Origin of the sequence: Salinisphaera sp., from assembly GCF_002729955.1 — a bacterium.
Classification (GTDB): domain Bacteria; phylum Pseudomonadota; class Gammaproteobacteria; order Nevskiales; family Salinisphaeraceae; genus Salinisphaera.
Genome location: NZ_PBYA01000058.1, coordinates 1 through 13,423, shown reverse-complemented (window position 1 = coordinate 13,423; position 13,423 = coordinate 1). Strand labels below are relative to the sequence as shown.

The window sequence follows — 13,423 nt, the reverse complement described above, 5'->3', positions numbered from 1 at the left end:
CGCCTGCCATGTTACGCATTGTCGCCATTCTGCTCGTGGTATCCGCCGTGCTTCTGGGCCTGCGCGTGTTCAACAACGAACGCGCAACCGATAACAATGCGCCGCGTCTGTCCACGCCGGACAACAGCGACTACTACATGAGCGATGCCGTGGTTCGCCAGATGGACGACAGCGGCAAGCTCGCCTATCGCATGACCGTTGCCCAGAGCCTGCACTTCGCGGACGACTCGGCTCGGCTCACGGATATTGACGTACACTACCTTGCAGGCACCAAGACCTACTGGGACGTAAGCGCCGAGCGCGGCCGCATACCGGCGGGCGAACGCGATATCTATCTTTACGACGGCGTCACGGGACGGCATCCGCGGGTCGACGGCAACGTGGTCGAAGTCGTCACCGACAACGCCTGGGTGCGCCCGGACACCGATCGTATCGATACGCAGGCCCATGTGACCGCCACCGAACCCGGCCAACGGGTCGAAGGCGACGGCATGGAGGTCAACCTGAAAACGGACAAGCTGAGACTGCTCGAAAATGTACAAGTCACTTACACGCCGTAGGGGTCTGTCAGTCGCGCTGGTCGCACTCGGGCTTGTGCTGGCCACAGGCGCTGCACCCGCACAGCAGCCGCTGCCGATTCGAATCGAATCCAACAGCGCGGATCTGTCCCAGCAAAGCGGCACCAGCACCTACACGGGCAACGTCGTGCTCACCCGCGGAGGGCTCACGCTGACCGGCCACCGGCTGGTGGTCACGCGTATCAACGACCGCGGCAACATCAAGGCCGTGCTCCACGGCAGCCCGGCCAGGTTCGACAAGCAGCCCGACCGCGAAGGCAACGACGTGGTCACCGGCAACGCCGGCCAGATCGAATACACCAACAACGATTCCACCATCGTGCTGCGTGGCGATGCGGTGGTCCGCCGTGGCGGTGACGAGATCAACGGTCAGGTCATCCGCCACAACCTGGACACCGAGCGCACCCAGGCCGAGCGCGGCAGCGGCGAAAGCAAGCGCGTACGCATCACCATTCAGCCGACCGCGCAGGACGAGCAGCCGTGAGTTCGGCCGCCGCCACGGCGAACGGCCAGCGGCTGGTCGCCGAGAACCTGAGCAAACGCTACAAGGGTCGTGCCGTCGTCGAGGACGTCAGCCTGTCGCTGGCACCGGGCGAAGTGGTCGGCCTGCTCGGGCCCAACGGCGCGGGCAAGACCACCTCGTTCTACATGATCGTGGGTCTGGTCACCCCCGACGCGGGCCAGATCATGCTCGGCGAGCGCAGCCTGATCGGCCTGCCCATGCATGCGCGGGCAAAGCTGGGCATCGGCTATCTGCCACAGGAGGCCTCGGTCTTTCGCAAGCTTTCGGTGGCTGACAACATCCGCGCCATCCTGCAGGTGCGCCCCGGCCTGAAGAAGGCCGATATCGAGCGCGAACTCGCGCAGCTGCTCGACGAGCTGTCGATCGGCCATATCGCCGATTCCAAGGGCGTGAACCTGTCCGGGGGCGAGCGCCGCCGGGTGGAAATCGCACGCGCGCTGGCGGCCCAGCCGCAGTACATGCTGCTCGACGAACCCTTTGCCGGCATCGACCCGATTTCCATTGGCGATATCCGCAGCATCATCACGCATCTCAAGAACCGTGGTATCGGCGTACTGATCACTGATCACAACGTGCGCGAGACGCTGTCGATCTGCGAGCGCGCCTATATCCTCAGCGACGGCGCCGTGATTGCGGACGGCCCGGGCGAAGCGATTCTGGCCGACCGCAAGGTAAGGGAGGTCTACCTCGGCGAGGATTTCCGACTATGAAACAGTCGCTGAACCTCAATCTGTCGCAAAGCCTGACGATGACGCCTGCGCTGCAGCAGGCGATCCGCATGCTCCAGTTGTCCACGCTGGATCTCAAGACCGAGATCCAGGAAGCGCTGGAGTCCAACGTCATGCTCGAGGCGGATGACGGTCACGACGAAATCGACAGCCGCGAAGCCAACCGCGCGGAAAGCGAAGAAAGCCAGCGCAGTGCCAGCGAGGCCGGCGCCGAGATCCCCGAAAACCTGCCCGTCGATGCCGACTGGAACGACATCTACGCCGGCAGCGCCTCGCCGGCGCCCGCCCCGACCAGCGACGACGAAGACTACTGGGACTATCGCCAGGCCAACCTCACCAGCACGCCCGACCTGCATGCGCATCTGAGCTGGCAGGCGGACATGCATCGCTTGACCGAAACCCAGCGGGCGATTGCCGACCACATCATCGATGCGATCAACGAACGCGGCCTGCTCGACGACTGGCAGGAGCTGGCACCACGCCTGGCCGGGGATTTCGACACCGACGAGGCCGCGATCGAAGCGGTGCTCGCCGAAATCCATCGCTTCGATCCGCCGGGCGTTGCCGCGCGCAGCCTGGCCGAATGCCTGAGCATCCAGCTACGCCAACTGCCTGCGGCAACGCCGGGCCGGCATACCGCCCTGCGTATCATCGACGAAGAACCGCTGGAATGCCTGGCATCGCGCGATCGCGAAGCGCTGGCCAGCCGGCTCGAGATCGAGACGCAGGCGCTGGAACGCGCGATCGCCCTCATCCAGACCTTGCAGCCCCATCCGGGCGAGGCGTTTTCCGACCACGAATCCAATTACGTGGTGCCCGAGGTCTTCGTCACCCGTCAGTCCTCGCGTTGGCAGGTGTCACTGAATGCCGAGATTGCCCCGCGCCTGCGCATCAACAGCCAGTATCTGGCGCTGATCAAGCGAGCCGACAAGAGCGCCGATCAGACCACGCTCAAGTCGCATCTGCAGGAGGCACGCTTCTTTCTCAACAGCCTCAAAAGCCGCAACGACACGCTGCTGCAGGTCGCACAAACGATTGTTGAAGCACAGCGCGCTTTTCTGGAATATGGTGAAGAAGCCATGAAGCCGCTGGTGTTGCGGGATGTGGCAGAACAGCTCGATATCCACGAATCCACCGTGTCGCGCGCCACGGCCAACAAATACATGCAGACCCCGCGCGGTATTTTCGAACTCAAGTATTTCTTTTCCAGCCACGTCTCGACGACGGATGGCGGCAGCGCCTCGGCAACGGCGATCCAGGCCATGATCAAGCGCATGGTCGCGGACGAGCGCCCCGGCAAGCCGCTTTCCGACAGCAAGCTCGCCGAGCTGTTGCTGGGAAACGGTATCAAGGTCGCCCGTCGCACGGTGGCCAAGTATCGCGAAGCCCTGTCGATCGCGCCCTCGCATGAGCGCCGGCGACAGGCCAGCTGAACCGCTTCACACGCGCTTTTCCACAAGCCGACAAGGAGTACCTGATGAACCTGAACATCTCCGGGCATCACATCGACATGACCGAAGCGCTGCATAACTACGTGGCGTCCAAGATGGATCGTATAGAGCGCCATTTCGATGACGTCATCGATGCGGAAGTCGTACTCGAAGTCGAAAAGGTTCGACACAAGGCCGAAGTCACCATGCAGGTCCGCGGTGCCACCCTGCATGCCGAATGCACCCAGGACGACATGTATGCCGCCATCGACGGCATGGTCGACAAGCTTGACCGGCAGACGCTCAAGCACAAGGAAAAGGAAAAGGATCACCACAACCGGCAGGCCCGGCACGCCAATCTGAACATGGACGCCGGGTGAGCCGGGTCCGGCCACTGGCCGCCTGCCAGTGGCCGGACGACCGCACGCATTTTGTATTGCCTAAAGGAAGTTTATGAACATCGCCGATATCGTCGCTCCCGAGCGCGTACGTCTTGCCGACGACGTGCAGAGTAAAAAGCGCGCGCTCGAGCAACTGGCCGAATTCCTGACCCAGGGAACGCCCTATCTCACCGCCAGCGAAATCTTCAACGGTCTGGTGTCCCGTGAAAAGCTCGGCAGCACCGGTATCGGTGACGGCGTCGCGATTCCGCATGCGCGCCTGAAGGGCATCGATGACTGCATTGGCGCCTTCATGCGTCTGCCCCAGCCGGTGAATTTCGAATCCAACGACGAACAGCCGGTGGATCTGGTGTTCGGTCTGCTGGTGCCGGAGAAATCCACCGAAGAACATCTCATGCTGCTGCGCCGCCTGGCGGAGCTGTTCTCCGAAAACCAGACGCTGGCCGAACTACGCGATGCCAGCGATGACGAAAAGCTCTACAAGACGCTCATCGCTCGCGATACCAGCGAAGCATAAGCCGGCCTCTGCGGTGGCACGCCCCGGCGACGACCTGTTCGACGACGAATCGCTCGCAGCCCGACGGGTCGCGGTGGAAACCGTGTACGCACGCCTGAAATCCTCGCTCGGCCTGCACTGGCCGGACGAGGTCGGCGGCCAGCAAACGCTGGGGGCGACCCGCATCAACGGCCGTCGTGTACCGATGGTCGGCTATCTCAACTTCATCCATCCGCCGCAGGTTCAGGTCATCGGCGAGCCCGAGACCGCCTACCTGGACACCATCGAACAAGCCCAGCTCGACCACGTGCTCGAGCGGGTGACCTCGGGGGCCACGAAACTGGTCGTGGTCGCCGACGGCTGCACGCTCATCAAAGCACTTCGCGAAGCCTTCCGCGAGGCCGGCGTCGCCGTATTCGAAACCGCGGCCAGTGGCCATCGTGCCGCCTATCGGCTGCGTCATTTTCTGGGCGAGGCCCTGGCCCGCCAGATCACCGTACACGGCGTATTTCTCGAAGTGCTGTCGATCGGCCTGCTGCTCACCGGTGACCCCGGCGTGGGCAAAAGCGAACTGGCCCTCGAGCTGATCAACCGCGGCCATCGCCTGGTGGCCGACGATGCCCCGGAATTCGCTCTACTCGGCCCGGATGATCTCAACGGCGGCTGCCCGCCCGTCCTGCAGGATTTTCTGGAAGTGCGCGGCCTGGGCATTCTCAATATCCGCGCCATGTTCGGCGAGGCCGCGATCAAGCGACGCAAGCAGCTGGGGCTGATCATCCGTCTCGTGCGACCGGCGTCCGGCACGCTGGACGCGCCCGACCGGCTGACCGGAACGCGTACCCAACGCCGGATACTGGATGTCGACATCCCCGAAATCACCCTGCCCGTGGCCGTGGGGCACAATCTCTCGGTACTGGTCGAGGCCGCCTGTCGCGACCACCTGCTGCGCATGCAGGGCCACTACAGCGACGAACAGTTCGCCACGCGCCAGAGCCTGGCGATGGCCGCGAGTGCGGCCTCATACGAGCCGTGAGCGACGCGCCGGGGTCATCCGGGGGGCGCAAACCCACTCTACCCTCGCAGCCGGACACGATGTTGGCCACAATACGGCACAACGGCGTAGCAAGCGTATTCAAACCTGAAGGTGAGTCATGCGACTGATCGTGGTGAGCGGTCTGGCGGGGTCGGGTAAGTCGGTCGCGCTGCACATGCTCGAAGACCTGGGCTATTACTGTATCGACAACCTGCCGCTGGGACTGCTCAGCGGGGTGTCGGCGGATACGCTCAACAGCGAGGGGCTGGATTTCGACCGCCTCGCCGTGGGCATCGACTCGCGTTCGCGGCGCGGCGAAATCGCCGGCTTTCGCGACCGTATCCAGTCGTTGCGCGAGGGCGGCATCGAGATCGAGGTCATCTATCTGCATGCGGATACGGATACGATCCTGCGCCGCTATTCGGAAACGCGGCGCAAGCATCCGCTCACCGACGAGCAGACCTCGCTGATCGACGCGGTGCATACCGATCGCAAGCTGCTGGCCCCCATCGCCGACAGCGCCGATGTCTCGATCGATACCAGCCATACCAATATTCACCAGCTGCGCGATATCATCCGCAACCGGGTCGAAGGCGGTGCGAGCGGCGAGATGTCGATTCTGCTGCAGTCGTTCGGCTTCAAGTACGGGCTGCCCCAGGCCGTGGACTTCGTCTTCGACGTGCGCTGCCTGCTCAACCCGCACTGGGTACCCGAACTGCGCGCGCTTACCGGGCAGGACGCACCGGTGGCCGAGCACCTCGAAGCACAGCCGCAGACCCGCGCCATGCTCGACGATATCCACGGCTTCGTGAGCCGCTGGCTACCCGATTTCGCGCGCGAAAACCGAGCCTATGTCACGATTGCGGTCGGCTGCACGGGCGGCAAGCATCGCTCGGTCTATATCGTCGAACAGCTGGCTCGCCGCCTGCGTGAAACCTATGCCCAGACGCTGGTAAGACACAATGAACTGCACTAGCTTTTTCGTAACCGAGACGCGCCCGTGATCGGGGTATTGCTGATCACCCACGGCCGGCTCGGCGCGCATTTCGTGGATACGGTCACCGGCATGATCGGTGAACTGTCGCGGCCGACCGAAGTCCTCGAGGTTCATCGCCACGACGACCCGGACGAACGCAGCGACGCCGCGCATGCCGCGCTCGAGCGCCTGGACGAAGGTGACGGCGTGCTGATCATCACCGACGCCTTCGGCTCCACCCCCAGCAATATCGCCACTCGCGCGGCGGGCCAGTACGGCGCGCGCGTGGTCGCCGGCATCAACCTGTCGATGCTGGTGCGCGTTTACAATTACCCGCAGCTCGCGCTCGACGACCTGGCCGCTTCGGCCATCGAGGCCGGGCGAGCCGGCGTCATGGCCTGCCCGTCTCAATCCGAGCGCTGATCCTTCACCCATTCGTTTTCAATCGACACGACAACCCTCGTTATGCCCACCCGTGAACTCGCCATCGTCAACAAGCTCGGTCTGCATGCGCGCGCGGCCAGCAAGTTCGTTACCGTCGCCTCTCAGTATGACGCCGACATCCGGGTCTCCAAGGACGGCCGCGAGGTATCGGGCAAGTCGATCATGGGCGTGATGATGCTGGCGGCCGCCCGCGGCTCGCGTATCGAAGTCACCGCCGAGGGCGACGACGCCGAAGCCGCGCTCGACGCGCTCGACGAACTGGTGCGCGATCGCTTCGGCGAAGGCCAGTAGCCGTGATCGAACCACGCCCACACAACCGGGCCAACACATGAGCCTATGGCTGGCGGCCATCGGGGTATCGCGGGGCGTGGCCATCGGCGCAGTGCATCGCGTGCACGGTACCGATCTGGATATCCCCGAATATTCGATCTCGCCGGACCACGTCGAAGCCGAGATCGCGCGTTTTCAAAGCGCGCTCGAAGATGCACGCGACCAGCTCGCCGACATTCGTGAACAGATTCCGGCCAACGCGCCTTCGGAAATCGGCGCGTTTATCGAAACGCATCTGCTGATGATGCAGGACAGCGCCCTCACCGATACGGTCTGTGCGTTGATTGGCGAGCACCACTGCAACGCCGAAGCCGCGCTCAAGATGCAGGCCGAACACCTCACCGCGGTGTTCGACCAGATGGACGACAGCTATCTGCGCACCCGGCGCGACGACGTCGCCCATGTAACCGCCCGTATCCAGCGGATTCTGCTCAAGCAGGAACGCACCATCGAAACGCGGGAAGCCCCGGATGCACCGCCGCCGGTGATCGTGGCCGACGAGCTCACCCCGGCCGATATCATCCTGTTGCACCAGCAAGGCGTGGCCGCCTTTGTCACCGAACACGGCGGGCCGCTGTCGCACTCGGCCATTCTGGCGCGCAGTCTGCGCATTCCCGCGATCGTGGGCATGCACAACGCCCGGCGCCTGCTGCTCGACGACGAGACCGTCGTGGTCGATGGCGAAGCGGGGCACGTGCTCGCCGGCCCGGACGAGGCCGCGCTCGAGTTCTATCGCCATCGCCAGAAACGCGACGCACGCTACCGGCGCATGCTCGGCATGCTGCGCGACGAGCCGGCGGTCTCCACCGACGGCGTGCGCGTACGCATGCTGGCCAACGTCGAACTGCCCGACGACAGCGCCGACGCCGCCGAAGTGGGTGCCGAAGGCGTGGGCCTGTATCGCACCGAATTCCTCTACATGAACCGCGACGAAACGCCCGGCGAAGAGGAACAGCTGGCCGCCTACCGGCGCGTGCTGCGCTCGGTGGACGGCCCGGTCACCATTCGAACCCTCGATCTGGGCGCCGACAAGACGGTGGGTCGCAACGCCGGCAAGACCTCGAGCAATCCGGCGCTGGGCCTGCGCGCCATTCGTCTGTGCCTGAAGGAAACCGACCTGTTTCGCACCCAGCTGCGGGCGCTGCTGCGCGCCTCGGCGGAAGGCGATCTACGCATCATGCTGCCCATGGTCTCGAACATTCAGGAAATGCGTCAGACCCACCACCTCATCGACGAGCTCAAAAGCGAGCTCCGGCGCGACGGCCTGGACTTCGATGCCCAGCTGCAGGTTGGTGCGATGATCGAGGTGCCGGCCGCGGCCCTGGCCGCGCCGCTGCTGGCCCAGTACTGCGATTTCTTCTCGCTGGGTACCAACGATCTCATCCAGTACACGCTGGCCATGGATCGTATCGACGACGAGATCAACTACCTCTACGACCCGCTGCACCCGGCCGTGCTCCAGCTCATCCGCATGACCATCGAAGCCGGGGACGCGGCGGGCATCAGCGTGTCGATGTGCGGCGAAATGGCCTCGGACAAGCGCTACACCGCCCTGCTGCTCGGACTCGGACTCACCGAATTCTCCATGCATCCGGCCAGCGTGCTCGAGGTCAAGCGCGCGATCATGAACGCCGACGTCGACGCGCTGAAAACGCGTACCCGTGAAATCCTGGCGCTGACCGATTCCCAGGCCTATCGGGAAGCCCTGGAGACGCTCAGCCGCCAGCTCGTGGGGTAAACCAGACGCTGACACGCCGTGCCACGGCCGCACAGGCGTCGTCGCCTTTAAACAGAGCCCGGTTAAGCTGAACCGGGTCAGCCACGCTGGCAACCCCGAGGCCCCAGGGGCGCCGCCCACGGGCTAGCATCAAAAAAAGCGCAGGAAAATCCATATTTTTCTGGTATTTTGAAATACCACCCAACGATTCGAGCATGCGCTGCGATGAGCGACGCCAAGACCACTGAAAATCAGATGGAATCGCGGCTCGCGCATCTAAACGAGGCGCTGGAATCCGGGCGCATGCGTCGGCTCAAGCCGATGCTGCATTCGCTCTCCCCGGCGGAAATCGGGCTGCTGCTGGAATCGATCCCGCGCACCAAGCGCGAGCTGGTCTGGCGACTCGTTCCCGAAGACGATCACGGCGAAACGCTGCTGCACGTCAACGACGAGGTGCGCGCCGAACTCATCGACGCCCTCGACGACGATGTGCTGCTGGCGGCCACCGAAGGCATGCCGATCGACGACCTCGCGGATCTCATTGAGGACCTGCCCGAGCAGGTCACCCGCGAAGTCCTGCATACGATGGACCTAGACAATCGCGAACGCCTGGAAGCGGTGCTGTCCTATCCTTCGGATTCGGCCGGCGGCCTGATGAACAACGACACCATCACCGTCCGCCCGGACGTGTCGCTGGATGTCGTACGCCGCTATCTGCAGCAGCGCGGCACCCTGCCCGACGATACCGAATCGCTGTTCGTGATTTCGCGCTACGGCCGCTATCTGGGCATGCTCACACTGGCCAAGCTGCTCACGCTCGACCCCGAGCGTGACGTCTCCGAGGTGATGAACACCGATATCGAAGCCCTGCCGGTCGATATGTCCGCCGCCCAGGTCGCCAAGCGCTTTCAGGACCTCGACCTGATCTCGGCGCCGGTGGTCGACGAAAACGAAAAGCTGGTCGGCCGGATCACCATCGACGACGTGGTGGACGTGATCCGCGACGAGGCCGAGCATTCGATCATGAGCATGGCCGGCCTCGACGAGGAAGAAGACGTCTTCGCACCGATCGCGCGTAGCGCGCGCCGACGCGCCACCTGGCTGGGCGCGAACCTGCTCACCGCGTTTCTGGCGGCCCAGGTGGTCGGCCTGTTCGAAGCCACCCTGTCGCAGGTGGTGGCATTGGCCGTACTCATGCCGATCGTAGCCAGCATGGGCGGTATCGGCGGCTCGCAGACGCTCACGCTCATGATTCGCGGCCTGTCACTCGGCCAGATCGGCTTCGGCAACGCCAAGACGCTGTTAATCAAGGAACTGGCGGTGGCCGTGATCAACGGCATCCTCTGGGGCGCGGTGGTCGGCGTGGTCGCACAGGTCTGGTTCGGCAACCCCACCCTGGGCGTGATCATCGCCGTGGCGCTGATTATCAATCAGATCGGCGCCGCCATCGCCGGCGTAGCCATTCCGCTGGCCATGAAGAAGATGGGCATCGACCCGGCGCTGGCGGGCTCGGTGGTGCTGACCACCATCACCGACGTCATCGGCTTCGGCGCCTTCCTCGGCCTGGGCACACTGTTTCTGCTGCGCTAACGGGCCGGCCTCGTCGCTCGAATGAGCGCCTCGTGAGTTGGATGAGCGCAGCGTAATCGCGTCATTACCGCAGCGCCTGTCGAAGATTCGACCTGAGTGCTTCAAGCCGCCAATCCGGCAATTGCGTATTGGCTTGCGGTCTTCGGCCAGAAGGAAAAAGTCCGCAAATGAACGCGAAAAGCGCAAATGAGAAACACCTAGCAAACTCGCCTTGTACAACCCGTTCTTGGGTATGTACGACCGCGCGTGTAGCAGGGGTCACTTGCCCCTGATCTATCTGCCTAGCCACATCGCGTTCATTTGCGGACAATTCGACCGCAATTGATCCAGTCGGCCAGTCGGCCAGTCGGCCGGCGTAGCGAAGCGTCATCCCGCAAAGAATGGCACCCCTGTACGCGATTCGACCCGGATGCTCGGCGGCGCTTGCCTGCCGGCTTACGATGCGAAGCCCGAACCAACCCTAGCGACCGCCTTATTTGCGTGTCTTCGCGTTCATTTGCGGACTGTCAGACGAACACGAGACCGAATCACTGCCCGGCGATCGTCATCGACCCGATCAACACCGACGGCGTACGCAGGGCCGCGCCGAAATCGACATCGCTGCCAAGGGCGTCGATACCCTGGTACATCTCGGCCAGATTGCCGGCGATCGTGGCGTTCTCGACCGGATAGGCGATCTCGCCGTTCTCGACCCAGAAACCGGCCGCGCCGCGCGAGTAATCGCCGTTGACGAGGTTGACGCCCTGGCCCATGAGTTCGGTCACCACCAGCCCGCGCCCCATGCCGGCGACGAGCGCGTCGAAATCATCCGTGCCGGGGGCCACGTCGAGGTTGAACACGCCGCCGGCGTTGCCGGTCGAGGCCAGGCCCAGGCGGCGGGCGGTATAAGCCGAGAGCACATAGCCCCGCAGCACGCCGCGCTCAACCAGCGTGCGCTCGGCGGTGGCCACGCCGTCGCCATCGAAGGCCGCACTGGCCAGCCCACGCGGCCGGTGTGGATGCTGGCTCAGCGTCAGCGCATCGACCGCGATCGATTCATCGATCCGATCCTTGAGGAAACTGGCATTGCGATAGAGCGCGCCGCCGCTGATCGCGCTGATGAGATGTCCCCACAGCCCCCGTGCCACGCGCGGCGTGAACAGCACCGATGCCGTGGTGGTCGGCGGTGTGCGGGCGCCAAGCCTTGACACCGCGCGCTCGGCGGCGAGGCGTCCGACGTCCGTGACAGCCTGCAGATCATCAACGTGGCGCGCCTGCGAGAAGGCGACCTCCCGCTGCATGCCGGCATCGCCGCGGGCCAGCGGCTGGCAACTGAGCGCATGGCGGCTGGCGCGCTCGCCGCCGACGAAGCCGTGGCTGTTGCCGTAGACGCTTACACCGTCGCGACTGGCGACCGTGGCGCCCTCGGTCTGGGCGATACGTTCATCGTAATCGAGCGCGGCGGCCTCGAGTTCCAGCGCCATTTCCAGCGCCTGCTCGGCATCCAGCGACCAGGGATGATAAAGCGACAGATCGGGCTGTTCGCCGGCCATGAGCTCGGCATCGGCGAGTCCGGCAAACGTATCGGCTTCGGTAAAGCGGGCGATGGTCAGCGCCTGGTCGAGGGCGGCGCACAGCCCGTCGCCGGTCAGATCGGTCGTGGAAGCGCTGCCACTACGCTGGCCGCAGTAAACGGTCAGGCTCGCCGCGCAATCGCCTTCGTGCTCGACCGATTCACGCTGGCGCGCTCGGGCGGTCACCGAAAGCGCCCGCGAAGCCGACAGCGATACCTCGGCCTGATCGGCGCCGCGACGCTCTGCTTCGGCAAGCAACTCGCGCGTGCGTGCTTCCAGCCAGGCCAGTTGTGGCAGGCCGCTCTCGCTTTCAGCGGGTGACGTATCGACTGCAGAAATGCCGGTCATGCAGGGGGTCTCTCGGGACGCAAAACAAGCGCCAGACGTTAGCCCCGCAGGGCCTGCCGACGCAACGTCGGCGTCGTTCACGCTATGCTGTACCCATGTCGCGTCCCGTTTCCGCCGTCGCCGAGCCGCCGCGCAAGCAGCACCGTCGGCGCCGCCTGATATTTCGCCCCCGTTCGATCACCGGGCTGCTGCTGAGCAGTTTCGGCCTGGTCGCCCTGCCGCTGATCGTGGCGGTGCTCTTCGGCGTGACCTATGTCGACCGGCTGACCGGTCAGAGCGAACGCCTGGTACTGCAAGGCGTGGAAGTGACCCGTTACAGCAAGCGCCTGGGCTCGCTGCTGGTGGGCATGGAACGCAGCGCTCGCCAGTACGGCGTACTGCAAAGCGACGAGCTGGTGGAGCGTTTCGAACGCCAGAGCCAGGAATTCGACGCCATGCTCGACGCGCTCAGCGCGCTAGAGCTCGACACCCTGCCGGGCTGGAACCTCGATACCCTGCGCCGCCAGGCGCGGGCGCTCGCCGAGCGGCTGCGCGCCCGCCCGGCCGACGTAGGCGGCGTGATCGAAGAACTGACCGACATGCAGCGTGAGACCGACCTCATAACCCAGCAGGGCAATGTGTTCATCGACCGCGAGCTGGCCCGTCTACAGGCCACGGCCGCCGATGCCCGCTTTTTCCTGCTGCTGTGCGTGTTCGCGCTCATTCCGGGCACGCTGGCCCTCACCGCGCTTTTCGTGGTGGTGATCGCCCGCCCGCTGCGCCAGATTTCCGGGGCCGTCACCCGTCTTGGCGACGGCGATTTCTCACAGGAAATCAAGGTATTCGCGCCCACCGTCGAACTCGATGCGCTGGGCGCGCGGCTGGACTGGATGCGCCGCCGGCTGGCCACCCTAGAAAACGAAAAGCAGCAGTTCATCCGCCATATGTCGCACGAGCTCAAGACACCGCTGGCCAGCATCCGCGAAGGCGCCGATCTGCTGCGCGACGGCACCGTGGGCAAGCTCAACGCGGCCCAGGCCGACGTGGCCGAAATACTGCAGCAGAACAGCATCGAGTTGGCCAAACTCATCGACAATCTGTTGGACTTTGCAGCCTGGCAGCAGCAACACGCTAAACTTGAGTACGAGCGCTTCGACCTGAACGCGCTCTTCGAGGCAATCGTGGCCCGTCAGCGGCTTACGATCGAGGGCAAGACGCTCGAGGTGATCACGCCGGGCGCAACCATGGAAATCACGGCCGACCGGGACCGTATGCAGCTTATTGTCGACAATCTACT

At 64.3% G+C, this 13,423-nt stretch carries 14 protein-coding genes; 13 read left to right on the top strand and 1 reads right to left on the bottom strand.

Annotation, left to right across the window (positions count from 1 at the left end):
• The first annotated feature begins 8 nt into the window (after positions 1 to 8).
• The 12 genes from lptC to mgtE all read left to right on the top strand — a co-directional run bounded on the left by lptC (position 9) and on the right by mgtE (position 10,246).
• Positions 9 to 560 carry an LPS export ABC transporter periplasmic protein LptC gene (lptC, locus tag CMN27_RS17020; RefSeq protein WP_293628413.1) on the top strand — a complete coding sequence of 184 codons (552 nt, stop codon included), beginning with the start codon at positions 9 to 11 and terminating at the stop codon, positions 558 to 560.
• On the top strand, positions 535 to 1,062 hold the full coding sequence (lptA, locus tag CMN27_RS17015) for a lipopolysaccharide transport periplasmic protein LptA (protein ID WP_293628411.1): 528 nt from the start codon (positions 535 to 537) through the stop codon (positions 1,060 to 1,062). Before lptC ends, lptA begins: the two co-directional genes overlap by 26 nt.
• A complete protein-coding gene (gene lptB / locus CMN27_RS17010) occupies positions 1,059 to 1,811 on the top strand; it encodes an LPS export ABC transporter ATP-binding protein (protein ID WP_366515484.1) in 753 nt (250 codons plus the stop codon). The genes lptA and lptB overlap by 4 nt, the downstream gene beginning before the upstream one ends.
• On the top strand, positions 1,808 to 3,262 hold the full coding sequence (locus CMN27_RS17005; RefSeq protein ID WP_293628409.1) for an RNA polymerase factor sigma-54: 1,455 nt from the start codon (positions 1,808 to 1,810) through the stop codon (positions 3,260 to 3,262). The genes lptB and CMN27_RS17005 overlap by 4 nt, the downstream gene beginning before the upstream one ends.
• Before the next feature lie 44 nt (positions 3,263 to 3,306).
• Complete coding sequence (raiA, locus tag CMN27_RS17000) at positions 3,307 to 3,639, top strand: ribosome-associated translation inhibitor RaiA (RefSeq protein WP_293628407.1); 333 nt, start codon at positions 3,307 to 3,309, stop codon at positions 3,637 to 3,639.
• A 73-nt stretch (positions 3,640 to 3,712) separates the two neighbouring features.
• A complete protein-coding gene (locus CMN27_RS16995; protein WP_293628405.1) occupies positions 3,713 to 4,177 on the top strand; it encodes a PTS sugar transporter subunit IIA in 465 nt (154 codons plus the stop codon).
• Between the two features lie 13 nt (positions 4,178 to 4,190).
• On the top strand, positions 4,191 to 5,189 hold the full coding sequence (gene hprK, locus CMN27_RS16990) for an HPr(Ser) kinase/phosphatase (protein WP_293628403.1): 999 nt from the start codon (positions 4,191 to 4,193) through the stop codon (positions 5,187 to 5,189).
• Positions 5,190 to 5,307: 118 nt separating this feature from the next.
• Positions 5,308 to 6,165 carry an RNase adapter RapZ gene (gene rapZ, locus CMN27_RS16985; RefSeq protein ID WP_293628401.1) on the top strand — a complete coding sequence of 286 codons (858 nt, stop codon included), beginning with the start codon at positions 5,308 to 5,310 and terminating at the stop codon, positions 6,163 to 6,165.
• Positions 6,166 to 6,189: 24 nt separating this feature from the next.
• The gene (locus tag CMN27_RS16980; RefSeq protein WP_293628399.1) at positions 6,190 to 6,588 is read left to right on the top strand and encodes a PTS fructose transporter subunit IIA; all 399 of its coding nucleotides are present in this window, start codon (positions 6,190 to 6,192) and stop codon (positions 6,586 to 6,588) included.
• Positions 6,589 to 6,630: 42 nt separating this feature from the next.
• Positions 6,631 to 6,900 (top strand): HPr family phosphocarrier protein, encoded by a 270-nt coding sequence (locus CMN27_RS16975; RefSeq protein WP_293628397.1) that lies wholly within the window; start codon positions 6,631 to 6,633, stop codon positions 6,898 to 6,900.
• A 37-nt stretch (positions 6,901 to 6,937) separates the two neighbouring features.
• Positions 6,938 to 8,677, top strand: coding sequence for a phosphoenolpyruvate--protein phosphotransferase (ptsP, locus tag CMN27_RS16970; protein ID WP_293628395.1), 1,740 nt, complete (start codon positions 6,938 to 6,940; stop codon positions 8,675 to 8,677).
• 204 nt (positions 8,678 to 8,881) lie between these two features.
• Complete coding sequence (mgtE, locus tag CMN27_RS16965) at positions 8,882 to 10,246, top strand: magnesium transporter (protein ID WP_293628393.1); 1,365 nt, start codon at positions 8,882 to 8,884, stop codon at positions 10,244 to 10,246.
• Positions 10,247 to 10,773: 527 nt separating this feature from the next.
• Here mgtE and pmbA read toward each other — a convergent pair.
• Complete coding sequence (gene pmbA / locus CMN27_RS16960) at positions 10,774 to 12,147, bottom strand: metalloprotease PmbA (protein WP_293628391.1); 1,374 nt, start codon at positions 12,145 to 12,147, stop codon at positions 10,774 to 10,776.
• 95 nt (positions 12,148 to 12,242) lie between these two features.
• Here pmbA and CMN27_RS16955 point away from each other — a divergent pair.
• Positions 12,243 to 13,423 (top strand): HAMP domain-containing sensor histidine kinase (locus tag CMN27_RS16955; RefSeq protein ID WP_293628389.1); only part of this gene is annotated, 1,181 nt, incomplete at its 3' end.